Raw genomic sequence first — 24,592 nt, 5'->3', positions numbered from 1 at the left:
CCCGCCGTCGCGCGGACGCGCCGGTTCAGCCCATGTGCGGATAGGTGTGCGAGACCGGGGCGACGAAGGTCTCCTTGATCGCCCGCGGGCTGGTCCACCGCTGGATGTTGAGCAGCGATCCGGCCTTGTCGTTGGTGCCGGAGGCCCGGCTGCCGCCGAAGGGCTGGCGGGACACGATCGAACCGGTGGGCTTGTCGTTGACGTAGAAGTTGCCCGCCGCGTGCCGCAGCACCCGGTGCGCCTGCTCCACCGCGGCCCGGTCGGTGGCGAACACGGCGCCGGTCAGCGCGTACGGGCTGGAGGAGTCGACCACCTCCAGGATCTCGGCGTAGCGGTCGTCGTCGTAGACGTGCACGGCCAGGATCGGCCCGAAGTACTCGGTGGTGAACGCCTCGTCGGTCGGGTCGGTGCCGACCAGCACCGTCGGCTCGACGAAGTAGCCGGTGGAGTCGTCGCAGCCACCGCCGACCAGCACCTCCAGCGACGGCGTCGCGGCGGCCCGCTCCAGCGCGGCCTGGTGCTTGGCGAACGCGCGGGCGTCGATCACCGCACCGCCGAAGTGGCTGAAGTCGGTGACGTCGCCGTAGCTGATGGCGCGGGTCAGCTCCACCAGCTCCTCGCGCAGGCCGCCCTCCCAGATCGACCGGGGGACGTAGGCGCGGGAGGCCGCCGAGCACTTCTGGCCCTGGAACTCGAACGCGCCGCGCGCGAACGCGGTGGCCAGCGGCGCCGGGTCGGCCGACGGGTGCACGACGATGAAGTCCTTGCCGCCGGTCTCCCCGACGATGCGCGGGTAGCTGCGGTAGTCGTCCAGGTGCTCGCCGATGGTCCGCCACAGCTTCTTGAACGTGGCGGTGGAGCCGGTGAAGTGCAGTCCCGCGAAGTCGGGATCGGTCAGCGCGACCTCGCTGACCGCCTGACCGTCGCCGGTGACCAGGTTGATCACGCCCGGCGGCATCCCGGCGGCCTCGAACGCCCGCATGGTGTGGTGCGCGGCGAACTGCTGCGAGGGGGTCGGCTTCCAGATCACCGTGTTGCCCATCAGCGCCGGGGCGGTGGGCAGGTTGCCCGCGATCGCGGTGAAGTTGAACGGGGTGATGGCGGTGACGAACCCGTCCAGCGGGCGCCAGTCCATCCGGTTCCACTCCCCGGGCACCGAGTTGGGCTGCTCGGCCATGATCCGCCGCGCGTAGTGCACGTTGAAGCGCAGGAAGTCGATGAACTCGCAGGCCGCGTCGATCTCGGCCTGCTGCACCGACTTGGACTGGCCGAGGATGGTGGCGCCGTTGATGGTGTCGCGCCACGGCCCGGAGATCAGGTCGGCGGCGCGCAGCAGCACCGCCGCCCGCTCATCGAACGGGGTCGCGGCCCACTCCGCGGCGGCGTCCTTGGCCGCCCGCACCGCGTCGGCGACGTCGGCGCGGGTGGCCTGCGCGCTGGTGCCCAGCACGTGCGCGTGGTCGTGCGGCTGCACGACGTCGAAGCGCTCGCCCCCGGCCATCCGCTGCTCGCCGGCGATGGTCTGGGTCAGCTCGATGCGCTCGGACTCCAGCTCGGCGATCCGCTTCTGCAGCGACTCCCGCTCCGGCGAGCCCGGCGCGTAGCCCTGGACCGGTTCGTTCGCCGGCACCGGTACTGACGTGATGGCGTCCACGGCCATTCGCCTCCCTTCGAAGCCGGCCCCGCGCTGGAGCCGTGAGGTTCGTTACTAGGAGATTAGGAGTTCGCGGCGGTCGCGGATTTGTCCGTTCGGCTATCGTTGCCGCCATCCGATTGTGCTGCCCGACAAGCCGAGGTGGACGTGCGCGAGATCGCCGGGGTGCCGCTGCGCCAACTGCTCAACGCGGTGGGGGAACCGCTGGTGGACGTGCTGGCCGCGCCCGGCGGGTTCGACGCCGAGGTGCGCGACGTGGTCCTCGTCGACCCGGAGGAGGAGGTCGCGGCCCGCGCCGGGGACTTCGCGCTGGTCATCGGCGCCCGGGGGCGGGCGGCGATGCCCCTGGTGCGGGCGGCGGCGCGGGACGGGGCGGTCGCGGTGGCGGTCAAGGTCGGCGCCGAGCAGGACGCCCGCGCGCTGCGCGACACCGCCATCGACGCCGGGATCGCGCTGCTCGGGGTCCGGCCGGAGGTCCGCTGGGAGCAGCTGGAGTCCTTCGCCCGCACCGCCGTGGACAACGCGCGGCTGACCGGGGACGCCGACCTCGGCGAGGCGCTGGGCGACCTGTTCTCGCTGGCCCAGACGGTCGCGGCGATGACCGACGGCACCGTCACCATCGAGGACACCGCCAACCGGGTGCTGGCCTACTCGCGCTCCGACGACGAGGTGGACGAGCTGCGCAGGCTGTCCATCCTCGGGCGCCAGGGCCCGGAGTCCTACCTCGCCAAGCTCCGCGACTGGGGCGTCTACCAGCGGCTGCGCGCCGGTGAGGAGGTGGTGCGCATCGAGGAGCGGCCGGACCTGGGCATCCGGCGGCGCAAGGCGATCGGCATCCACGCGGGCAGCCAGCCGCTCGGCACCATCTGGGTGCAGGAGGGCAGGCGCCCGCTGTCGGAGGACTCCGACCGGGCGCTGCTCGGCGCGGCCCGCGTCGCCGCGCTGCACCTGGTCCGGCAGCGCACCGAGGCCCACGCCGGACCGCGGTTCCGGGAGAACCTGCTCGCCGGGCTGCTCGACGGGCGCGTCGACGCCCGTTCGGTGGCGGCGAACATCGGCGCCGACCCGGCCAAGCCCGCCGTCGTGGTGGTGTTCGCGCTGCGCCCGGACCCGGAGCACGCCGGTGCGGACCGCTCCGAGCGCGAGCTGGAGCTGGCCGAGCTGAGCAGCCTGATCTCGGTGCACGCCGCGGCCTACCGGCGCAGCGCGCTGGTCACCACGACCGGCTCGCGGGTGCACGTGCTGCTGCCCGACCTCCCGGAGCGCTCCGGCGCCTCCGCCGCGCTGGGCCTGGCGCAGGAGATCGCCGGGGCGGCCCGGCAGCACCTGCGCGCCCAGGTGCAGGCGGGGGTGGGCTCGGCGGTGCCCACGCTGGACGAGGTCGCCGACTCCCGCACCGAGGCCGACCGGGTGCTGGAGGCGATGGCGCAGGACCTCGGCGGCGGGATCGCCACCATCGCCGACGTCCGGGCGCGGGTGGTGATCAGCGAGCTGCTGACCGTGCTGCACGGCGACGAGCGGTTCCGCGATTCCCGGCTGGCGGCCCTGCACCGGCACGACGCCGAGCACGGCGCGGGGCTCGCCCCCTCGCTGCTGGCGTACCTGGAGCACTTCGGCGACGTCCGCGGCGCCGCCCAGCGCCTGCACGTGCACCCGAACACGCTGCGCTACCGGGTCAAGCGCGCCGCCGAGATCACCGGGATCGACCTGTCCGACCCCACCGAACGGCTCAACGCGCAGTTGCAGCTACTAGCCGCCCGCCGCGGTCGTTAGGGTCGTTTTACGACTCGCTTTGCGTGGCGGTGCCGGTGGCGGAACCTCAGCGGCCTTCTCGCTGCGGGATCGCCTCCTGATGTACCAAGCGCGTACCCGGCGTCGGCGCTGTCCTCGCGAGAAGACCGCTGAGAACCCGCGGCGGTGCCGGTTTCTTGGGTGGGGTGAAGCGGAAGCGGCTTCGCCGCTTGCCTGACGGTGGTTCGGTGGGCGTGGTGCGAGGCCCCCAGGTGAACCGGTGGCCGCTGGGGTTCCGCCACCTGCACCGCCACGCAAGGCGAGACGGGAATCCACACCCCGGAAATGGTCAGAGCTTGCGCAGGCGTACCCGGTTGATGGCGTGGTCGGCGTCCTTGCGCAGGACCAGGGTGGCGCGGGGGCGGGTGGGCAGGATGTTGTCCACCAGGTTCGGCTCGTTGATCGTCTTCCACAGGTGGTGCGCCTCGGCCCGGGCCTCCTCGTCGGAGAGCTGGGAGAAGTGGTGGAAGTGCGAATCCGGATCGGCGAACGCCGTGCCGCGCAGCGCCAGGAAGCGGTCCACGTACCAGTGGGCTATGTGGTCGGTGTGCGCGTCGACGTAGATCGAGAAGTCGAACAGGTCCGAGACGGCCAGGCTCGGTCCCGGTTGCAGCACGTTGAGGCCCTCGACCAGCAGGATGTCCGGCTGCCGGACCACCTGCCGCTCCCCGGGCACGATGTCGTAGGCGACGTGCGAGTACACCGGTGCGGACACGACCGGCTCGCCGGACTTCACCTCGGTGACGAAGCGCAGCAGCGCCCGCCGGTCGTAGCTCTCCGGGAAGCCTTTGCGGTGCATCAGGCCGCGCCGCACCAGCTCGGCCTTCGGGTGCAGGAAGCCGTCGGTGGTGACCAGGTCGACGCTGGGGTGGTCGGGCCAGCGGGCCAGCAGCGCCCGCAGGATGCGGGAGGTGGTGGACTTGCCGACCGCGACGCTGCCCGCGATGCCGATCACGAACGGCACCTTGGGGCGCTCCTCGCCGAGGAACGTCGTGGTGGTCTCGTGCAACCGCTGGCGGGCCGCGACCTGGAGGTTGATCAGCCGGGATAGCGGCAGGTAGACATCGGCGACCTCGGCCAGGTCCACCGGCTCCCCGAGCCCGCGGAGGGCGACCAGCTCGTCCTCGGTCAGCGGCAGCGGCATGGCGTTGCGCAGTTCCCGCCACTGCTCGCGGTGGAGTTCCACGTACGGGCTGAGCTCGCGGACGCGCGTCATCAGGCACCCCTCGGCGTTGAGGCCCGGCAGCAACTTCGCCGCCACCATAAGCCGCTCGGCAGCGGGAACGCTGTGATGCACTGCACGCTGAGACCCGTTCGACACCCTTGATCGATCGCGCCTCGGCCCGGCGGCGCGGGCGCCGGGGCGCACCGCACCGCCGGGCGGGGGTTCAGCCCTGGTCGCCGGGGCGGTTCAGGGCGGACTTGCGGTAGCCGTAGAGGGCGTAGATCGCCAGGCCGATGAGGAACCAGAGCCCGAAGCGCAGCCAGGTCTGCGGGTTGAGGAAGGTCACCAGCCAGAGCGAGAACACGATGCCGATGATCGGCACCACCGGCATCCCCGGGCACTTGAAGCCGCGCGGCAGGTCCGGGCGCCGGTAGCGCAGCACGATCACCGCGACGCAGACCACGACGAAGGCGAGCAGGATGCCGATGTTGGTCAGCTCGGCGGCCTCCCCGATCGGCAGCAGCCCCGCCATGACCGCCGACGCCGCGCCGATCACCCAGGTGACGCGGGACGGGACCTTGCGCACCGGGTGGGTCTTGGCGAACCAGCGGGGCAGCAGCCCGTCCCGGCTCATCGCGTAGCCCACCCGCGTGACACCGAGCATGAAGGTGAACATCACGGTGAGGATGCCCAGGATCGCGCCGACGGCGATCACCGCGCCCAGCGCGGGCAGCCCCACGTCGGTGAAGGCGGTCGCGAACGCGCTCTCCGAGCTGATCTCCTGGTAGGGGATCATGCCGGTCAGCACCAGGCACGCCAGCACGTAGAGCACCATCGCGATGACCAGCGAGTAGATGATGGCCTTCGGCATGTGCTTCTGGGCGTCCTTGGACTCCTCGGCCGCGGTGCTCATGGCGTCGTAGCCGAACACGGCGAAGAACACGGTCGCCGCCCCGGTGAACGCGCCGCCGACGCCGTAGGGCAGGAACGGGTCCCAGTTGCCGGTGTTGATGTGGAAGGCGCCGACCACGATGATCAGCAGCACCACGCCGACCTTGAGGTAGACCAGCATGGTCTCGAACCGCGCGGCGTTCTTCATGCCCTGGTTGAGCACGAACGCCATGAACAGGCACAGCAGCGCGGCGAACAGGTTGATCTGGTAACTGCCCTCCGGCGCGGCGCCGTTCTCGGTGCCGGGGGCGCCCATCATCCACAGCGGCAGGTCCAGGCCGAGGAAGCCGAGCAGCTCGTTGAAGTAGCCGGAGATGCTGATGGCCACCACCGCGGCGATCGCGGTGTACTCCAGCAGCAGGTCCCAGCCGATCAGCCAGCCGACGACCTCGCCGAGCACGGCGTAGCCGTAGGTGTAGGCCGATCCCGCCTTCGGGATCATCCCGGCGAACTCCGCGTAGGAGAACGCCGCGGCGGCGCTGGCGATCCCGGCGATCAGGAACGACAGCAGCACGGCGGGCCCGGCCTTCTCGTTGGCCACGGTGCCCGCCAGCGAGAAGATGCCCGCTCCGATGATGCCGCCGACGCCGATCGCGGTGAGCTGCCACAGCCCCAGCGAGCGCTGCAACCCGCTGGTCTCCTCGGTGATCAGCTCGATCGGTTTGCGGCGGAACATGCCGCGTCCGGGCTGGAGGTCGGTGCTCACAGCGCTCCCTCGTCGTGCTCGTGTCGCGGAAGCCCGGCGCGGACGTGACACGTCTCGCTCCGTGGTGTTCCGCACCATGTCGCGGCGAAACGTACGCCGAATGGCCGATCGCGAGGTTGTGGGGGTGTCCGACGGTGCGGCGGAACTGTTGTGCGAACGCACAACGGGCGTCGGCGCGGGGACGATGCGTGACCGGGGCGCGCCCCGATCGTTAGTGTTCACGTCGGAGCACGCGCCGTGCGTCCCGCCGGAAGAGGGAGTTCGATGGCCAGTTACCGCACCGTCGTGGTCGGCACGGACGGCTCGCCGCCGTCCCTGCGCGCGGTGAGCCGGGCCGCCGAGGTGGCCCGCGACGCGTCGGCCCGGCTGCTGATCGTCTGCGCCTACTACCCGAGCGACCGGCGGGAGATCGAGCAGGCCCAGGACGAGCTCGGCGACGAGGCGTTCCAGGTGATCGGCTCGGCCCCGGCCGAGGACACCTTGCGGGAGGCCGCCGACGTGGCGCGGTCGGCGCGGGCCGAACGGGTCGAGACCGCGGCGGCGGTCGGCGCGCCCGTCCCGGTGCTGCTGGAGGCCGCCGAGCGGCACGGCGCCGACCTGCTGGTGATCGGCAGCCGCGGGCTCAACAGCCTGAAGGGCCGCATCCTCGGTTCGGTGCCTTCGGACGTGTCCCGGCGAGCGGACTGCGATGTGCTCGTCGTACGAACCACGCGATAGCGCCGAGCTCCGCGGGTCCGAGGTGGAGCGGGTCCTGCTCGGCGGCGTGGCCCGCTACACCAAGTCCGAGGTCGCCGAGGCCACCGGCGTGCGGCTCGACCGCGCCGAGCGGTTGTGGCAGGCGATGGGCTTCGCGCACGTCGAGGACGACGCCGTGGTGTTCACCGACGCCGACGTGGCGGCGCTGCGGTCGCTGGTGCAGCTGGTGTCGGCGCAGGTCATCTCCCCGGAGCTGGAGACGGCGGTGGCGCGGTCGCTGGCGCAGACCATGTCCCGGCTGGCGGAGTGGCAGATCGGCATCTTCCGCTCGGTGCTGGGGGAGCGCTTCGCCGTCGATCTGGACACCACCGCGCAGGTCGCGGAGGCGATCATGCCGGTGATGGAGCGGTTGCAGGGCTACGTCTGGCGCAGGCACCTGGCCGCCACCGCGAGCCGGGAGCTCACCGAGCGCGACGCGGGGGCCGACGAGCGGGTGCAGGTGATCGGTTTCGCCGACATCGTCGGCTACACCCGGCTGATCCGGGACTTCACCGAGCTGGAGCTGGCCCGGCTGATCGACGGCTTCGAGGAGCTGGCGACCAGCGTGGTGGCGGAGAACCGCGGCCGGATCGTCAAGACCGTCGGCGACGAGGTCCTGTTCGTGACCGACGCGGCGGAGGAGGCGGCGGAGATCGCGCTGACGCTCAACGAGCGGATCGGGCGCAGCGACCGGCTGCCCCCGCTGCGCATCGGGTTGGCGCAGGGCTCGGTGCTGGCCCGGTTCGGTGACGTCTACGGCTCCACGGTGAACATCGCCAGCAGGTTGACCTCGGTGGCGCGTCCGGCGTCGGTGCTGGTCGACCGGGAGCTGGCGGAGGCGCTGCGGGACCACCCGGACTACCGGCTGATCTCCGTGGGCCCGACCAAGGTGCAGGGCTTCCGCGGGTTGCGCGCGTGGGCGCTGCGGCGGGCGGTGTGACGGAACCCGCGGTGCGGGTGCGCGCTGCGCGCATCCGGCGGTGGAGAGCGGCGCGGACCGGAAATGCGAATTGATTTTGCGTTGATTGCCGGAGGCCGATGGGCGCTCCAGCGGGATGCCCGGGTCGGCGACCCGCCATAGAGTCAGGGCATGGCCGATCCGGGAACCGTGGCCGAAAGCCGCCACACCGACGACGTGGCGGCGCTGACCGCCGAGTACTCCCGGCTGCCCGCGGGGGCCGGGGTGCGGCTCGCCAAACCCACCTCGAACCTGTTCCGGTTCCGCGCGCCGGAGGGCGCCGGGCTCGACGTCGGCCGGTTCGACCGCGTCCTCGACGTCGACCGCAGCACCGGCCGCGCCCAGGTGCAGGGCATGGCGACCTACGAGTCCATCGTGGACGCGCTGCTGCCCGCCGGGTACGTGCCGCTGGTGGTGCCGCAGCTCAAGACCATCACGCTCGGCGGGGCCGTCGCCGGGCTGGGCATCGAGGCCAGCTCGTTCCGCAACGGGCTGCCGCACGAGTCGGTGCGCGAGCTCGAAGTGCTCACCGGCTCCGGTGAGGTCGTCCGCGCCCGCCCGGACAACGAGCACGCCGACCTGTTCCGCGGGTTCCCCAACTCCTACGGCACGCTCGGCTACGCGCTGCGGCTGGAGATCGAGCTCGAACGGGTGCACCCGTACGTGCGGCTGCGGCACCTGCGCTTCGGCTCCGCCCAGGAGTGCGCCGACGTGCTCGCCCGGATCTGCCGCGACCGGGCGTTCGACGGCGAGCGGGTCGACTTCCTCGACGGCACGGTGTTCACCAGCACCGAGCAGTACCTCACCCTCGGCACCTTCACCGACGAGGCGCCCTACACCAGCGACTACACCGGCCAGCAGGTCTACTACCGCTCGATCCAGCGGCGGCGCGCCGACTACCTCACCGTCCGGGACTTCCTCTGGCGCTGGGACACCGACTGGTTCTGGTGCTCCCGCGCGTTCGGCGCCCAGCACCCGCTGGTGCGCCGGCTCTGGCCGCGCCGCTACCGCCGCTCCGACGCCTACCGCCGGATCGTCGCGTTCGACCGGCGGCACGGGCTGACCGACCGGCTCGCGGTGCTGCGCGGTCGCGGGGTCAACGAACCGGTGATCCAGGACGTCGAGATCCCCGTGGACCGGCTGCCCGAGTTCCTGGAGTTCTTCCACCGCGAGATCGGGATCAGCCCGGTGTGGCTGTGCCCGGTGCGGCTGCGCGACCGCGCCGGGTGGCCGCTGTACCCGATGGACCCCGACACGCTCTACGTCAACGTCGGGTTCTGGTCGGCCGTCGGGCTGGAGCCGGGTGAGCGCCCGGGCCGGCACAACCGCGCCATCGAACGCGTCGTGCGGGAGCTCGACGGGCACAAGTCGTTGTACTCCGACTCCTACTACCCGCGGGAGGAGTTCTGGGAGCTCTACAACCGGCCGGCCCACCAGCGGCTCAAGGAGCGCTACGACCCCGACGGGCGACTGCCCGGGCTGTACGAGAAGTGCGTGGGGGGAGAAGTGAGGAAGGAGGACCGCTGATGGGTTGGGCGGAGTTGTTCCCGCGCATCCTCGGCGAGGACGTCGCGGTGGAGATCCGCGCGTACGACGGGAGCCGGGCGGGCACGCCCGGGGCGCCGGTGGCGGTGGAGATCCGGTCGCCGCTGGCGATCGCGCATCTGGCCGCGGCGCCAGGGGAGCTGGGGCTGGCGCGCGCCTACGTGACCGGCGCGCTGGAGGTCCACGGCGACATGCACGCCGCGCTGTCGGCGTTCCCGGCCGTCACGCTGGAGACCATCCCGCCGAAGCTGCGCTGGGAGCTGATGACCCGGCTCGCCCCGATGCGGCTGTGGTGGCCGGTCGGCGTGCCCGCGGTCGAGCACCGGCCGCGCGGCTGGCGGCACTCCAAGGCGCGGGACAGCAGCTCGGTGTCCTACCACTACGACGTGTCGAACCGGTTCTACGAGTGGGTGCTCGGGCCGTCGATGGCCTACACCTGCGCGGTGTACCCGGAGGCGGGCGCGACCCTGGAGCAGGCCCAGCACGCCAAGCACGACCTCGTCGCCCGCAAGCTCGGCCTCACCGAGGGGATGCGGCTGCTCGACGTCGGCTGCGGCTGGGGCGGCATGGTCATGCACGCCGCCGAGCAGTACGGGGTCCGCGCCTTGGGCGTGACGCTGTCCCGGCAGCAGGCGCAGTGGGCGCAGAAGGCCATCGCCGAACGCGGGTTGGCCGACCTCGCGGAAGTCCGCCACCTGGACTACCGCGACGTCGCCGAATCCGGGTTCGACGCGGTCAGCTCGATCGGCCTCACCGAGCACATCGGCGCCGCCCAGCTCCCCGGCTACTTCTCGTCGCTGGCGGACAAGCTGCGCCCCGGCGGTCGGCTGCTCAACCACTGCATCACCCGCCCCGACGGCAGCCACGGGTCGCGGCCGGGCAAGTTCATCGGGCGCTACGTGTTCCCGGACGGCGAGCTGGAACCCGTCGGCGCCCTGGTGTCGGCGATGAACGACCACGGCTTCGAGGTGCGCCACGAGGAGAACCTCCGGGAGCACTACGCGCTCACCCTCGCCGACTGGTCGGCCAACCTCGAACACCGCTGGGACGACGCGGTCGCCGAGGTGGGCCTGTCCCGGGCGCGCGTGTGGCGGCTCTACATGGCCGCGTGCCGCCTGGGCTTCGAGCGCAACGTGGTGCAGCTGCACCAGGTCCTCGGCGTCAAGCTCGACGAGTACGTCTCTTCCATGCCACTTCGCCCGAACTGGTGACGCACCCGGCGCTCCTTTCCTGGGGTGAGGGGCACCCTGCACCACGTGACTTGGTGCAGGGTGCCCCTCACCCATGGGTTTTCCGGGGGACCGCCGGACGGGTGGTGCCGGTGGGTCAGCGGCTCGTGAGGTCGTCGAGGGTGGTCGGCGGGACGAACTCGCCGACCTCGTGGCGGACCCAGTGGGCGCCGGTGGCGCGGTGCTCGGCGCGGTCGGCGAAGCGGTAGCGGTACATCCGTATCCGCACCGCGCCCGGCGGGGCGTCGGGGAAGGGGTTGCCGCGCAGCAGCCGGAGGACGTGCCGGTCGCCGCGCAGCAGCGCGGCCAGGAAGCGCGGCAGCCAGCCCCGGCCGTAGGTGGGCGAGAGCGCCAGGAACCAGAACTGCCAGTCCAGCCGCAGGTGGTACGGCGCGATCTGGGGCGGTCGCCGACGGGGATCGCCCGGCTTGCCCTTGAACTCGTACTCCCGCCACGGCCCGTCCTCCCCGGGCGCGCCCTCGACGACCAGCTCGTAGCGGGTCCGGGTGATGCTGCCGAACGCGCCGTAGGTGTTGCCCAGGTGCAGCTTGTTGAAGCTGCGGTTCATCACCTGGCCGCGCCCCAGCATGTTCCGCACCGGCCAGTAGCTGAGCACGACGAACCCGCCGGTCAGCACCAGCAGCAGCACGGCGAACCACGTCGGCGGCGCGGCGGTGACCGGCCCGCCGCCGACCGGTGCCACCGCGGCCAGCGCCAGGGTGATGGTGAGCGCGTTGAGCCAGGCGAAGTTGCCGCTGAGCACCAGCCAGAGCTGGGTGACGACGATGATCCCGGCGGCGATCGTGGCCACCGGCTGCGGTGCGAACAGGCCGAACGGCACGACGAGCTGCGCCGCGTGGTTGGCCAGCACCGCCACCCGGTGCAGCCGTCCGGGCAGCAGGTGGAACCGGCGGCTCAGCGGTCCCGGCATCGGCTGGGTCTCGTGGTGGTAGTGCAGCGCGGTGAGGTCGCGCCACACCGGGTCGCCGCGCAGCTTGATCAGCCCGGCGCCGAACTCGACGCGGAACACCAGCCAGCACAGCAGCCACACCACCGGCGCGGGCGGCGCCAGGTGCGCCGGGCCGAGGAACACCGCGAGGAAACCCGCTTCGAGCAGCAGCGATTCCCAGCCGAACGAGTACCAGATCTGGCCCACGTTGACGATCGACAGGTACAGCACCCACAGCAGCGCCCAGTAGCCCAGCCACCCGCCGAGCGGCAGCAGGTCGGGCAGCCCGAGCACGGCCAGGGCGCTGAGCACCACCCCGGTCCAGGCGACCCCGGCGAACGCGCGGTCGGAGTAGTGCAGGTGGAACAGGCTCGGCGAGCGCCGCCACGGCACCCGGGCCAGGAACCGCGGGATCGGCGTCAGCCCGCGGCTGCCGAGCAGACCGCGGAACTGGAGCGCGGCGCTGAGGAACGCGAGCAGGTAGACCACCGCGAGCAGGCGGGTCACCGCCAGCCGCGCGTACCAGTAGTCCGGGAGCGCCAGCCAGTCCCACGTCATGCCGTCGACGTACCCGGCGCGGGCCGTTCTCAGTGCTCGCCCGCCGGGGACCGGCCGCCCGCACCGCTGCGCGGGGCGGCCTCGGCGCGGCACTAGGATCGGCGCTGACGGTCCGGGGTGGGGGTGCGCGGTGCTCGACGACGTGATGTCCGCGCTGGCCTGCCCGCACTGCGCGGCGGAGCTCACCAGGGCGGACGGCGGCCTGCGCTGCCCGCGCGGTCATATGTTCGACATCGCCCGGCAGGGGTACGCGAGCCTGCTGTCGGCGGGCAGCCGGACCGGGACCGGGGACACCGCCGCCATGGTCGCCGCGCGGACCGCGTTCCTCGACGCGGGGCACTACGCGCCGATCGCCGACGCGGTGGCCCGCCTGGTCGCCGCCCTCGACACCGGCGGGACGCTGCTGGACGTCGGCGCGGGCACCGGGCACCACCTCTCCCGCGCGCTGGCGGAGCTGCCCGCGGCGTCCGGGATCGCGCTGGACGCCTCGAAGTACGCCGCGCGCCGGGCGGCCAAGGCCCCCGGCCGGATCGGCGCGGTGGTCGCCGACGCCTGGCAGCGGCTGCCGGTGCGGGAGGGCGCCATCTCCACGGCCCTCGACGTGTTCGCCCCGCGCAACGCCGCCGAGCTGCACCGGGTGCTGCGCCCCGGCGGCCACCTGGTCGTGGTCACGCCCGGTTCCGGGCACCTGTCCGGGCTGGTCGCCGAGCTCGGCCTGATCAGCGTGGACGCCCGCAAGCGGGAGCGGCTCTCCGAGCAGCTCGCCGACCGGTTCGCGCTCGTCGAGCGGCACGGGCTGGAGTTCCCGCTGGAGCTGTCCCGGGCCGATGCCGAAGCCGTCGTCGTGATGGGGCCCAGCGCCCGGCACCTCGACGAGGGGGAGCTGCGCGACCGGCTCGCCGCGCTGCCGGAACCGATCGCGGCCACCGCCTCGGTCGAGGTCGCCGGGTACCGCCGGGTCGGGTGACCCGGCGGTACCCGGCTCCGGCTCAGCGGGGTCCGTGCACCGCCTGCGGCACGCCCCACGGGTTGTCGTCGCGCAGCGGCTGCGGCAGCAGTTCCTGCGGGGTGTTCTGGAACGTCACCGGCCGCAGGAACCGGTCGATCGCGGCGGTGCCCACCGAGGTGAAGCGGGCGTCGGTGGTCGACGGGTAGGGGCCGCCGTGCTGCATCGCCGGGGACGGCGACACCCCGGTCGGCCAACCGTTGCACAGCACCCGCCCGGCCCGCTCGCGCAGCACGCCGAGCAGCCGGGCGAGGTCGGTGGTCTCGTCCGCGGCGTGCTGCACGGTGGCGGTGAGGTTGCCCTCCAGCGCCGCGGCCACCGCCAGCAGCTCCTCCTCGGAGCCGTAGGTCACCACGACCGACAGCGGGCCGAAGACCTCCTCCAGCAGCTCGTCGCGGTGGGCGAGCAGCGTCTCGGCGCTGGTCTCCAGCAGGGTGGGCGTGGCACCCTCGGCCGCGTCGCCGGGTGCGCTGCCCTCGGCGAGCACCCGCACGCCGGGTACCGAGGTCACCGCGGCGCGGCGGTCGCAGTAGCCGCCGTGCAGCCGTTCGTTGAGCAGCCGGTGCGGGCCGACGTTCCGGGTGGCGGCGGCCAGCTCCTCGGCCAGGCCGTGCCCGGCGGGCAGCAGCAGCACGCCCGGCTTGGTGCAGAGCTGGCCCGCGTTGCCGGAGAACGACGTCACGTAGCCCTGGGCGAGCTCGGCGCCGCGCTCCTCCAGCGCCGCCGGGGTGACGAACACCGGGTTGAGGCTGCCCAGCTCGCCGAAGAACGGGATCGGCTTGGGGCGCTGGGCGGCGATGTCGAACAGCGCCCGGCCGCCGGGCACCGAACCCGTGAAGGCCGCGGCCTTGACCCGCTCGTCGGTCAGCGCGCGGGTGCCGGTCTCGACGCCGAGCACCACCGCGAAGGTGCCCTCCGGGGCACCGGCGGCGCGCAGCGCCTCGACGATGACCTCACCGGTGCGCACCGACAGCTCCGGGTGGCCGGGGTGGGCCTTGAGCACCACCGGGCAGCCGGCGGCCAGCGCCGAGGCGGTGTCGCCCCCGGCGACGGAGAAGGCGAACGGGAAGTTGCTGGCGGCGAACACCAGCACCGGGCCGATCGGCAGCTGCACCCGGCGCAGGTCGGGCTTCGGGCCGAGCGCGAAGTCCGGATCGGCGCGGTCGATGGTCGCTTCCAGGTAGCGGCCTTCGTCGAGCACCTCGGCGAACATCCGGAGCTGGAAGGTGGTGCGCTTGAGCTCGCCGGTCAGCCGCCCCTCGGAGAGGTTCGACTCGGAGATGGCCAGCGGGACGAGCTCGGCGGCGGCCGCGTCCAGGGCGTCGGCCACGGCGTTGAGCAGGCGGGCGCGGTCAGCGGGCGCGAGGGCGCCGAACGGTTCGGCCGCTTCGGCGGCGCGGGTCAGGACGGTGTCGAGTTCTTCGTGCGTGGTTTCCGGGATCACCGTGCATCCTTCGGCTCGGCGGGAGCTTGCCGCCCACACCGTAATACGGATCACCGACGACTGGTCGCACAGTGTTCGACATGACGTCAGCCACGCCCACCTCACCCGGAAGGGTGGTGAGTGAGGGGCACCTCCATCCGGCACAGTCGGATGAAGGTGCCCCTCACTCGGAAAACGACGAGGTGGTCAGGACGGGTCGCGGGAGATGCGGACCATGTCCTCGCGCGGCACCACCTTGACGCGCTCCCGGCCCTCGGACTCGCCGAGCGCCCGCTCGTGCGCGTCGAGCCGTCCCCAGCCCTCCCAGGTCGTGTACTCGACCTGGCGCTCCTCCAGCAGCCGCAGCACCGCGTCCGGCTCGGGCTCCTCGGCGGCGGCCAGCGCCTCGCGGTCGGCGAGCAGGTTGTTCACCGTCTCCAGCGCGTCGCCCTTGGTGTGGCCGATCAGGCCGACCGGGCCGCGCTTGATCCAGCCGGTCGTGTAGACCCCGGCCATCGGCTCGCCGTCCAGGCCCAGCACCCGGCCCGCGTCGTTGGGCACGGTGCCGCTGGCGTGGTCGAACGGGATGCCCGCCACCGGTGAGCTCAGGTAGCCCACCGCGCGGTAGACCTGCTGCGCGGGCCAGGTCTCGAACTCGCCGGTGCCCCGGACGCCGCCGGTGCCGTCGAGCTCCATCACCTCGACGCGCACGCCCTCGACCCGTTCGGTGCCCTGCACCTCGGCGGGGGCGCGCAGGAAGTGCAGGTGCAGCCTGCGGGGGGTGTCGTGCTTCGGGTCCCGCAGCGCCCAGTCCTGCAGCGTCTTGACGATGCTCTTGACCTGGTTGTTGGTCCGGATGGACTCCTCGCTGGCCTCGTCGAGCTCGAAGCCCTCCGGGTGCACGATGATCTCCACGCCGGGCTGGTGGTCGAGCTCGCGCAGCTCCAGCGGGGTGAACTTGGCCTGCGCCGGGCCGCGCCGGGCGAACAGGTGGACGTCGGTGACCCGGGAGTCCTTGAGCCCGCGGTAGACGTTGTCCGGGATCTCGGTGCTGAGCAGGTCGTCGGCCTGCTTGGCCAGCACCCGGGCGACGTCCAGCGCCACGTTGCCCGCGCCGATCACCGCGACCTGCTCCCCGTCCAGGGTCCAGTCGCGCGGCGCCTCCGGGTAGCCGTCGTACCAGTAGACGAACTCGGCGGCCCCGTAGCTGTGCGGCAGGTCGGCGCCCGGGATCTCCAGCACCCGGTCCTTGTCCGCCCCGGTGGCGAACAGGACCGCGTCGTAGTGCCGGTGCAGGTCGTCGAGCTTGATGTCGACGCCGTACTCGATGTGGCCCAGGAAGCGGATCTCCGGCTTCTGCATCACGCGGTGCAGGGCGCTCACGATCCCCTTGATGCGCGGGTGGTCGGGTGCCACGCCGTAGCGGATCAGCCCGTAGGGGGCCGGCATCCGGTCGAGCAGGTCGATGTCGACCGCGACATCCGACTTGGTCAGGATGTCGGCGGCGTAGACGCCGGCCGGACCGGCTCCGACGATCGCCACTCGCAACGGGCGGGTCATGCGCTCTCCTCCTGGTGTACTGCGGTGGACCCGCGACCGGTCGACCCGCGTCATCGTCAGGTCCCGGCTCGCCGGCGGTCCCGGGCCGCTGGCACGTCGGCGGACGTGCGCGGAAGTCAGCACCCAGCTTAGGTACCCCTTACCCGGTATCCCGGTATCCGGACCGGTGACAATGCTCTCAGCGGAGATCGGCGGGGCCCGACGTGCCGAGCCGACTGCGCTCCGTGGCCAAACCGCGACGACCTCAGTAGGATGCCTCCCGATCATCGCTGGACCCCGCGAACGGGTAACGCCCAGCACCCCATCGAGGATCAAGGAGATGTCAGGCGGACGTGGACCAGCCGCAGGAGGGTGCAGGTGTCGGCACGAAGTTCTCCGCTGGGCCGGGCTCCGGGCGGGCGCGCGCTACCGCGCCGCGCGAGGGGCCGTACGCCGTGACGGGGACGGCGGTGGCGGACTTCGTGCGGCGTTGGAAGCGCGGCATCGTCCACACCAGCTACGTCCCGGCCAGCAGCGCCGAGCTCGACGACCGGCTCGGCGGCTGCTTCGAACGCCTGCGCGCGGAGCTCACCGGCACCGCCGCGGGCCCGGCGGCGCTGGAACTCGGCGCCGAACTGGTCCAGATCCACTTCACCAACCCGGCGGCGCTGTCCAGCACGCTGCGGTTGTTCGGCGCCGAGCTGCCCCGGTTGTTCCCGGGCCTGGACGCGCACCGGCTGCACGCGGTGCTCGCCGACATCGCCGCCGGATTCTCCGGACGCTTGCGGGAGCAGACCCTGGACGAGCAGGAAGTCATCAAGGTCGCGGTGCTGCACGCGCGGGACGCGGCCGAGGACAAGGTGCGGGCCAGCGAGGCGAAGTCGCGGGCCGTCTTCGAGACGTCGGTGCTCGGGCTGGCCGTGGTGCGGCTGGACGGCGGTATCGACGAGGTCAACCCGGCCATGGCGCAGATCTTCCAGCGCTCCGAGGAGGAGCTGCTGGCGGGGACCATCTTCGACCTGTGCGACCAGGACTGGGTGGCCGACCTCGACGACGTCGAGGCCGGGCTGGTCGCGGGTGATCAGGAGACCTTCCACGTGGAGCTGCGGTTCACCCGCGCCGACGAGACGCAGGTCTGGACCGCCGTGACGGCCTCGCTGGTCCGGGACCGCGACGGCGCCCCGCAGTACCAGGTGGTGCAGTACGAGGACATCACCGACCGGCACCTGCTGCAGGAGCACTTCCGGCGGCAGTCCACCGTGGACACGCTGACCGGGTTGGGCAACCGGACGTTCCTGCGCGGCAGCATCGACCAGGCGCTGGAGCCGACGTACCGGGGCAGGCGGGTCGGGTTGTGCTACGTCGACCTGGACGGCTTCAAGGCGATCAACGACAGCCTCGGCCAGGAGATCGGCGACGCGCTGCTGCGCCAGGTCGCGCAGCGGTTGCGGGCCATGGCCGAGCTGGAGGGCGCGGAGGCGACGCGGCTGGGCGGCGACGAGTTCGTCGTGCTGCTGCCCGACTCGCACGGCGCGACCCCGCTGATCCAGTTCGTCGAGCGGATGCTGCGGGAGGTCCAGCAGCCGGTGCGGATCGGCACCCACGAGCTGAGCCCGTCGGCGAGCGTGGGCGTGGTCGAGCGCGAGGTGGTCGGCGCCGAGGCCGAGGTGCTGCTGCGCGACGCCGACATCACGCTGTACCGCGCCAAGCGCGACGGCCGGGCGCAGTGGGTGCTGTTCGACTCCGAGCACACCGCCGCGGCCCGGGACCGGTTCAAGCTCTCCGCGACGCTGCCCGCCGCGCTGGACCAGAACGAGCTGTTCGTGCAGTACCGGCCCGTCCGGCGGCTGTCCGACGGCAAGCTGACCGGGGCGACCGCCACGGTGCAGTGGGACCACGAGGAGTTCGGCGAGCTCTCCGCCGAGCAGTTCCTCGGGGTCGCCGAGGAGACCGGCCTGATCACCCGCCTCGGGAGCTGGATGCTGGAACGGGTGTGCGAGCACGCGGCGCGCTGGACGCAGCGGCTCGGTGCCGACGCCCCGATCGCCGGGATGGACCTGTCGCTGCGGCACTGCCGCGATCCCGAACTGGTCGCCGAGGTGCAGCGGGTGCTGCGCAAGACCGGGTTGGCGCCGCAGCAGCTCGCGCTCGGGATGCCGGAGGTGGCGCTGTTCGACCACCAGGGCGACCCGGTGGACACCCTGGAGATCTTCGCCGACATGGGCATCGGCCTGGTGCTCTACGACTACGGCGACGATTACACGCGGGTACCGTTGTTGAAGGGCCTGCCGTTGCAGGCGTTGCAGATCAACGGGCCGCACCTGGCCAGCTTCGCCGACCCGGCGGGTCCGGACCCGATCCACGACTTCCTGGTCAAGGCCGCGGTCGGCGCGGCGGCCTTGGTGAAGATCCCGGTCGTCGCCACCGACGTGCGCACCGACCAGCAGGCCGAGCGGTTGCAGGCGGTCGGTGTGTCGAGCGTCTCCGGCGAGTGCGCGGGAGGTCTGGTGTCGGCCCTGGAACTGGAGGAGCTGGTGGTGGCGCAGCGCACCTGACCGCCCTGGTCGGGAGCTGCGACGCGGCCTCCGGACCCCGGCCGATAGCATCGGGTCGAAGGGTATCCGCTGCCGGTCGGTGACCGGCTCCATCCGAGGAGTGACCGTGTCCGTTCAGCCTTCGCCAGCCCAGCAAGCTCTCCGGGTGAAGGTTCCGGCGGGCACCACCGCGGGCGAAGCGGTCGCCGGGGCGGGCCTGCCGAACAAGGGCCCGGAGGCGATCGTGGTGGTCCGCGACGCCGCGGGTGAGCTGCGCGACCTCTCCTGGGCGCCGGAGTCCGACGTCGAGGTGGAGGCGGTGCCCGCCGACTCCGAGGACGGCCGCGGCGTGATCCGGCACTCCGCCGCGCACGTGCTCGCCCAGGCGGTGCAGGACACCTTCGACGACGCCAAGCTGGGCATCGGCCCGCCGGTCAAGGACGGCTTCTACTACGACTTCGACGTGGACCGCCCGTTCACCCCGGACGACCTGCGCGCGCTGGAGAAGCGCATGAAGCAGATCATCAAGTCCGGGCAGAAGTTCTCCCGCCGCAGGCTGGACTCGGTGGAGGAGGCCCGCGCGGAGCTGGCCGACGAGCCCTACAAGCTGGAGCTGGTCGACCTCAAGTCCGATGTGGACACCGATGAGGTGATGGAGGTCGGCGGCGGCGAGCTCACCGTCTACGACAACGTGGACCGGCACGGCGAGGTCGTCTGGGGCGATCTGTGCCGGGGACCGCACGTGCCGCACACCCGCTACCTCCCGGCCGTCAAGCTGATGCGGGTGGCCGCCGCCTACTGGCGCGGCGACCAGAGCAACCAGCAGCTCCAGCGGATCTACGGCACCGCGTGGGAGTCCAAGGAACGGCTCGACGAGCACCTGGAGTGGCTGGCCGAGGCCGAGCGCCGCGACCACCGGCGGATCGGCGCCGAGCTGGACCTGTTCTCCTTCCCGGACGAGGTCGGTTCCGGGCTGCCGGTGTTCCACCCCAAGGGCGGCATCATCCGGCGCGAGCTGGAGGACTACTCGCGCAAGCGCCACGAGCAGGCGGGCTACGAGTTCGTCTACTCGCCGCACATCACCAAGGACGCGCTGTTCAAGACCTCCGGTCACCTCGACTGGTACAAGGACGGGATGTTCCCGGCGATGCACCTCGACGAGGAGCTCGACGCGGACGGCGAGGTGCGCAAGCCCGGCCAGGACTACTACCTCAAGCCGATGAACTGCCCGTTCCACAACCTGATCTACCGCTCGCGGGGCCGGTCCTACCGCGAGCTGCCGCTGCGGCTGTTCGAGTTCGGCTCGGTGTACCGGTACGAGAAGTCCGGCGTGGTGCACGGGTTGACCCGGGTGCGCGGCATGACGCAGGACGACGCGCACATCTACTGCACCCCCGACCAGCTCCAGGAGGAGCTGAAGTCGCTGCTGGGCTTCGTGCTCGACCTGCTGCGCGACTACGGGCTGGAGGACTTCTACCTGGAGCTGTCCACCCGCAACGAGCAGAAGTACGTCGGTGACGACGCGAGCTGGGACCTGGCCACCGAGGCGCTGCGCGAGGCCGCCGCGTCCTCCGGGCTGGAGCTGGTGCCGGACCCGGGCGGGGCCGCCTTCTACGGCCCGAAGATCTCGGTGCAGGCCCGCGACGCGCTGGGCCGGAGCTGGCAGATGTCGACCATCCAGGTCGACTACCACCTGCCGGAGCTGTTCGGCCTGGAGTACACCGCCCCCGACGGCAGCAAGCAGCGGCCGATCAAGATCCACCGGGCGCTGTTCGGGTCGATCGAGCGGTTCTTCGGGGTGCTCACCGAGCACTACGCGGGCGCCTTCCCGGCCTGGCTGGCGCCGGTGCAGGTGGTCGGCATCCCGATCGCCGACGAGCACGTGGAGCACCTGCGCGAGGTGGCCGACCGGCTGCGCGCCGAGGGCCTCCGGGTCGAGGTCGACGCCGGGGACGAGCGGATGCAGAAGAAGATCCGCACGCACACCACGCAGAAGGTGCCGTTCCAGCTCCTCGCGGGAGGTCAGGACGTGGAGTCCGGCGCGGTGTCGTTCCGGTTCCGCGACGGCAGCCAGATCAACGGCGTCCCGGTGGACGACGCGGTCGCCGCGCTGACCGGCTGGGTGCGGCGCCGGGAGAACGCCTCGCCGACCGCCGAGAACTTCCCGGTGGTGGAGCCCGCGTGAACCCCGAGGGCGTGGACGTGACCGAGCAGCGGGGCTACGGCGTGCCCGACGCCCTGCAGCGGCTGTGGACGCCGCACCGGATGGCCTACGTCCAGGGCGAGAACAAGCCGGTGGGGCAGGACAGCGAGGGCTGCCCGTTCTGCGTGCTGCTGGAGTCGGCGGCGCCGGATCGGGACACGCTGATCGTGGCGCGCGGGGAGCTGGTCTTCGCGATCCTCAACCTGTACCCGTACAACCCGGGCACCTGATGGTGCTGCCGTACCGGCACGTGGCCGACTACACCGACCTCACCACCGAGGAGACGGCCGCCGTCGCGGCGTTCACCCAGCGCGCGATGCGGGTGGTCCGGGCGGTGTCCGGTCCGCACGGGTTCAACATCGGGCTGAACCAGGGGCCGGTGGCGGGCGCGGGCATCGCCGCCCACCTGCACCAGCACGTGGTGCCGAGGTGGGGCGGGGACGCCAACTTCATGCCGGTCATCGGCCACACGAAGGTGCTGCCGCAGCTCCTCGGGGAGACCTGGGAACTGCTGGCGGAGGGCTGGCGCGAACTCGACTGAGGTGCGGGCGCCCTCGTCCAGCCGGACGAGGGCGCCCGCGCGGGCGGGCTCAGCTCCGGAGCTGAGCCTCGACCTCGATGGTCAGCTTGACCTTCTCGCCGACCATGGCGCCGCCGTCGGGGCCGACGCCGAAGTCGGTGCGGTTGAGGGTGGTCTCGGCCGACAGCCCGAGCACGCCCTCCTCGGTGATGCCGCCGAGCTCGGTCTCCAGCGCGATGGTCCTGGTGACGCCGTGGAGGGTGAACTCGCCCTCGATCACGTAGTCGTCGCCGTCCGCGCGGATCGCGGTGGAGCGGAAGGTGGCCGTGGGGTGGTTCTCGCTGTCCAGGAAGTCCGGGTTGGCGAGGTGCGCGTCGCGGTCGGCGTTGCCGGTGTCGACCGAGTTCGTGTCGATGGTGGCGGTGACCGAGGACTCGAGCGGGTTCTCGGCGGTCACGATCTCGCCCCGGAAGCTCTGGAACCGGCCGCGGGACTTGCCCACGCCCATGTGCCGCACGGAGAACTCGATCGCCGAGTGGACCGGGTCGATGTCCCAGGTGCCGACGGTGTAACCCGGGACCTGCTCGGTCGTGGTCATGCTGCCTCCTCGTTCGTCGGGGGTGTCGTGGGGACGAACCCCGTTGCGGCGCCGCCGATTCCGGTTTGTGTCCGACCTCACCGGACCGGTGGGCCACCGGTGCCCGCAGGTCATCCCGCGCAGGGGCGGCTAATCTTCGGGTGTAGGCACCTCGGCGCTAGGCGGTCGTTCCAGGGCGATGCTCAACTTCTCGGCGCGGGCGACACTGGCCCGGCTCCTCGATCCGGTCGGCGCGGGTCTGGTGCGGCTCGGTCTGTCGCCGAACGCCGTGACCCTCGTCGGCACCCTCGCCGCGATCGCGGCCGCGCTGTGGTTCTTCCCGCGCGGTGAGCTGTTCGCCGGCACCGTCGTGGTCACCCTCTTCCTGCTGTTCGACCTGCTGGACGGGGCGATGGCCCGGGCGGGCGAGCGCGCGACCGCCTTCGGCGGCGTGCTGGACGCGACCTGCGACCGGCTGGTGGACGGGGCGCTGTTCGGCGCGCTGGCCTGGTGGGCGCTGGCGGTGGAGGGCGACCGGGCGCTCGGCGCCGGGTTGCTGATCTGCCTGGTGTGCGCGCAGGTCATCTCCTACGTCAAGGCGCGCGCCGAGGCCAACGGGCTGCGCGCCGACGGCGGCCTGGCCGAGCGCGCCGAGCGCTTCATCGTCGTGCTGGTCGGCACCGGTCTGCACGGCCTCGGCGTGCCGTTCGTGCTGGACGTCGCGGTGTGGCTGCTGGTGGTGCTCTCGCTGCTCACCGTCGCGCAGCGGATGGTCGCGGTGCGCACCGAGCACCGCGGCGCCCAGGGCTGAGCTCGACCCGCTCCGCCGGAAAGTGGACTACTGAAATGGGCCTCTAGTGGCCCGTGTCCGTGGTCCAGTTCGCGCCTAACCTCGTCCCCGCAGGATCGCGGTGGAAGGAGTTCACAGGTGAGCGCACAGACGGGTGCCGAGCGCACCGGTACCGACGGGGTCAAGCGCGGCATGGCCGAGATGCTCAAGGGCGGCGTGATCATGGACGTGGTGACGCCCGAGCAGGCGGTGATCGCCGAGCAGGCCGGGGCGGTCGCCGTGATGGCGCTGGAGCGGGTGCCCGCCGACATCCGCGCGCAGGGCGGGGTGGCCCGGATGTCGGACCCCGAGCTGATCTCCGGGATCGTCGAGGCGGTGTCGATCCCGGTGATGGCCAAGGCGCGGATCGGGCACTTCGTCGAGGCCCGGGTGCTGCAGGCGCTCGGCGTCGACTACGTCGACGAGTCCGAGGTGCTCACGCCCGCCGACGAGGAGCACCACATCGCCAAGCACGACTTCACGGTGCCGTTCGTCTGCGGCGCCACCGACCTCGGCGAGGCGCTGCGCCGGATCGCCGAGGGCGCCGCGATGATCCGCTCCAAGGGCGAGGCGGGCACCGGCGACGTCGTGCAGGCCACCCGGCACATGCGCCGGATCCGGCGGGACGTCCGCCGGCTGGCCGCGCTCGACGCCGACGAGCTGCCCGCCGCGGCCAAGGAGCTGCGGGCGCCGCTGGAGCTGGTCCGGGAGGTCGCCGAAGCCGGTCGGCTGCCGGTCGTGCTGTTCACGGCGGGCGGGATCGCCACCCCCGCCGACGCGGCGATGATGCGCGCGCTGGGGGCCGAGGGCGTCTTCGTCGGCTCCGGCATCTTCAAGTCCGGCGACCCGGCCGCGCGTGCGGCGGCCATCGTCAAGGCGACGACGTTCTGGGACGACGCCGACGTGCTCGCGCAGGTCTCCCGGGGGCTGGGCGAGGCGATGGTCGGCATCAGCGGCGAGGCGGTCGACGATCACTACGCGACCCGCGGTTGGTGAGGAGTGGGTACATCAGGAGGCGATCGGCGCAGCGAGAAGGCCGCTGAGGTTCCGCCACCCGCACCGCCACGCAGGCCATTGGCGAAAGCGGTCCTCAGACGTGCTCCATGAGCAGGACCGCCGTCGTGCCGGGGGCCAGGGCTTCGTAGAGGTGCGGGGCGCTGCCGGAGAAGGCGGCGTAGTCGCCCGGGGTCAGCTCCACCGGCTGCTCGCGCGGGCCGACGCGCAGGTGCCCGGCGGTGACCAGCACGTGCTCGACGGAACCGGGGATGTGCGGGTCGCCGTGGCGCACGCCGCCGGGTTCGAGTTCGAGCAGGTACAGGTCGCGCCGGGCGCCCGGCGGGCAGGAGCTGAGCAGGGCCGCGGCGTAGGGCGACTGCTCGGAGCGCACCATCGGGGCCTCGCCGGAGCGGATCACCCGGACCTGCGGGGACGGCGGTTCGACGAGCCTGCTGAACGGGATGCCGAGGGCGACGCCGAGCGCCCACAGGGTCTCCACGCTCGGGTTGCCCGTCCCGGCCTCGAGCTGGGAGAGCGTCGACTTGGCGATGCCCGCGCGCTTGGCCAGCTCCGTCAGGGACAGGCCGGCGCGGTCCCGCTCCCGGCGCAGCGAGGCGGCGATGGTCTCCAGCGGTGGGGCCGCCCGGCTGGTGTCGTTCTCGCGCATCATGTTCGATGTACCGACCTTTCTGTTCGGTTTGACGAACGCGGGACGCATGTTCAT

At 72.3% G+C, this 24,592-nt stretch carries 18 protein-coding genes and 1 pseudogene; 11 read left to right on the top strand and 8 right to left on the bottom strand.

What is annotated here, in order from left to right:
* Nucleotides 1-25: 25 nt before the first annotated feature.
* The gene (gene pruA, locus ACQP0T_RS20000; protein WP_433873790.1) at nt 26-1,654 is read right to left on the bottom strand and encodes an L-glutamate gamma-semialdehyde dehydrogenase; all 1,629 of its coding nucleotides are present in this window, start codon (nt 1,652-1,654) and stop codon (nt 26-28) included.
* 147 nt (nt 1,655-1,801) lie between these two features.
* Here pruA and ACQP0T_RS19995 point away from each other — a divergent pair, with 147 nt between their 5' ends.
* Nucleotides 1,802-3,427: a PucR family transcriptional regulator gene (locus tag ACQP0T_RS19995; RefSeq protein WP_433869454.1), complete on the top strand. Its 1,626-nt coding sequence runs from the start codon at nt 1,802-1,804 to the stop codon at nt 3,425-3,427.
* Nucleotides 3,428-3,734: 307 nt separating this feature from the next.
* On the opposite strand, the gene coaA is transcribed toward ACQP0T_RS19995, so the two are convergent.
* Together coaA and ACQP0T_RS19985 are read right to left on the bottom strand one after the other, a co-directional pair.
* Nucleotides 3,735-4,661, bottom strand: coding sequence for a type I pantothenate kinase (gene coaA, locus ACQP0T_RS19990; protein WP_433869453.1), 927 nt, complete (start codon nt 4,659-4,661; stop codon nt 3,735-3,737).
* A 172-nt stretch (nt 4,662-4,833) separates the two neighbouring features.
* Nucleotides 4,834-6,237 (bottom strand): amino acid permease, encoded by a 1,404-nt coding sequence (locus ACQP0T_RS19985; RefSeq protein WP_433873789.1) that lies wholly within the window; start codon nt 6,235-6,237, stop codon nt 4,834-4,836.
* A gap of 294 nt (nt 6,238-6,531) precedes the next feature.
* Here ACQP0T_RS19985 and ACQP0T_RS19980 point away from each other — a divergent pair, with 294 nt between their 5' ends.
* From ACQP0T_RS19980 to ACQP0T_RS19965, 4 genes are all read left to right on the top strand, one after another.
* Nucleotides 6,532-6,984, top strand: a complete 453-nt coding sequence (locus tag ACQP0T_RS19980; protein ID WP_345362396.1) for a universal stress protein — start codon at nt 6,532-6,534, stop codon at nt 6,982-6,984.
* Nucleotides 6,985-7,006: 22 nt separating this feature from the next.
* Nucleotides 7,007-7,942: an adenylate/guanylate cyclase domain-containing protein gene (locus ACQP0T_RS19975; RefSeq protein WP_345362393.1), complete on the top strand. Its 936-nt coding sequence runs from the start codon at nt 7,007-7,009 to the stop codon at nt 7,940-7,942.
* Between the two features lie 150 nt (nt 7,943-8,092).
* The gene (locus tag ACQP0T_RS19970; protein ID WP_433869452.1) at nt 8,093-9,487 is read left to right on the top strand and encodes an FAD-binding oxidoreductase; all 1,395 of its coding nucleotides are present in this window, start codon (nt 8,093-8,095) and stop codon (nt 9,485-9,487) included.
* On the top strand, nt 9,487-10,716 hold the full coding sequence (locus tag ACQP0T_RS19965; protein WP_433869451.1) for a class I SAM-dependent methyltransferase: 1,230 nt from the start codon (nt 9,487-9,489) through the stop codon (nt 10,714-10,716). The genes ACQP0T_RS19970 and ACQP0T_RS19965 overlap by 1 nt, the downstream gene beginning before the upstream one ends.
* 115 nt (nt 10,717-10,831) lie before the next feature.
* Here the strand turns inward: ACQP0T_RS19965 and ACQP0T_RS19960 are convergent, their stop codons facing one another.
* A complete protein-coding gene (locus ACQP0T_RS19960; RefSeq protein WP_433869450.1) occupies nt 10,832-12,241 on the bottom strand; it encodes a lipase maturation factor family protein in 1,410 nt (469 codons plus the stop codon).
* Between the two features lie 130 nt (nt 12,242-12,371).
* Here ACQP0T_RS19960 and ACQP0T_RS19955 point away from each other — a divergent pair, with 130 nt between their 5' ends.
* Nucleotides 12,372-13,208, top strand: coding sequence for a putative RNA methyltransferase (locus ACQP0T_RS19955; protein WP_433869449.1), 837 nt, complete (start codon nt 12,372-12,374; stop codon nt 13,206-13,208).
* A gap of 22 nt (nt 13,209-13,230) precedes the next feature.
* Here ACQP0T_RS19955 and ACQP0T_RS19950 read toward each other — a convergent pair whose 3' ends face one another.
* Both ACQP0T_RS19950 and ACQP0T_RS19945 read right to left on the bottom strand, forming a co-directional pair.
* Entirely contained in the window at nt 13,231-14,691 is a 1,461-nt protein-coding gene (locus tag ACQP0T_RS19950; RefSeq protein ID WP_433869448.1) for an aldehyde dehydrogenase (NADP(+)), read from the bottom strand.
* Nucleotides 14,692-14,877: 186 nt separating this feature from the next.
* Nucleotides 14,878-16,230 (bottom strand): FAD-dependent oxidoreductase, encoded by a 1,353-nt coding sequence (locus tag ACQP0T_RS19945; RefSeq protein ID WP_433869447.1) that lies wholly within the window; start codon nt 16,228-16,230, stop codon nt 14,878-14,880.
* A gap of 434 nt (nt 16,231-16,664) precedes the next feature.
* Between ACQP0T_RS19945 and ACQP0T_RS19940 the strand changes: the two genes are divergently transcribed.
* From ACQP0T_RS19940 to ACQP0T_RS19930, 3 genes and pseudogenes are all read left to right on the top strand, one after another.
* Entirely contained in the window at nt 16,665-18,764 is a 2,100-nt protein-coding gene (locus tag ACQP0T_RS19940) for a putative bifunctional diguanylate cyclase/phosphodiesterase (protein ID WP_433869446.1), read from the top strand.
* Nucleotides 18,765-18,909: 145 nt separating this feature from the next.
* Nucleotides 18,910-20,928, top strand: coding sequence for a threonine--tRNA ligase (thrS, locus tag ACQP0T_RS19935; protein ID WP_345362369.1), 2,019 nt, complete (start codon nt 18,910-18,912; stop codon nt 20,926-20,928).
* An 80-nt stretch (nt 20,929-21,008) separates the two neighbouring features.
* Nucleotides 21,009-21,487, top strand: a pseudogene (locus ACQP0T_RS19930) (HIT family protein).
* A 49-nt stretch (nt 21,488-21,536) separates the two neighbouring features.
* Here ACQP0T_RS19930 and ACQP0T_RS19925 read toward each other — a convergent pair.
* Entirely contained in the window at nt 21,537-22,064 is a 528-nt protein-coding gene (locus ACQP0T_RS19925) for a YceI family protein (protein WP_433869445.1), read from the bottom strand.
* 178 nt (nt 22,065-22,242) lie between these two features.
* Between ACQP0T_RS19925 and pgsA the strand changes: the two genes are divergently transcribed.
* On the top strand, nt 22,243-22,854 hold the full coding sequence (pgsA, locus tag ACQP0T_RS19920; protein WP_433869444.1) for a phosphatidylinositol phosphate synthase: 612 nt from the start codon (nt 22,243-22,245) through the stop codon (nt 22,852-22,854).
* 117 nt (nt 22,855-22,971) lie between these two features.
* On the top strand, nt 22,972-23,868 hold the full coding sequence (pdxS, locus tag ACQP0T_RS19915; protein ID WP_433869443.1) for a pyridoxal 5'-phosphate synthase lyase subunit PdxS: 897 nt from the start codon (nt 22,972-22,974) through the stop codon (nt 23,866-23,868).
* A 94-nt stretch (nt 23,869-23,962) separates the two neighbouring features.
* On the opposite strand, the gene ACQP0T_RS19910 is transcribed toward pdxS, so the two are convergent.
* Nucleotides 23,963-24,535: a helix-turn-helix domain-containing protein gene (locus ACQP0T_RS19910; protein WP_433869442.1), complete on the bottom strand. Its 573-nt coding sequence runs from the start codon at nt 24,533-24,535 to the stop codon at nt 23,963-23,965.
* Nucleotides 24,536-24,592 lie beyond the last annotated feature (57 nt).

Origin of the sequence: Saccharopolyspora sp. CA-218241 (assembly GCF_050954615.1) — a bacterium.
Taxonomy (GTDB): domain Bacteria; phylum Actinomycetota; class Actinomycetes; order Mycobacteriales; family Pseudonocardiaceae; genus Saccharopolyspora; species Saccharopolyspora cebuensis.
The sequence above is the reverse complement of the archived record's forward strand: the minus strand, read 5'-3'. Positions and strand labels throughout refer to the sequence as shown.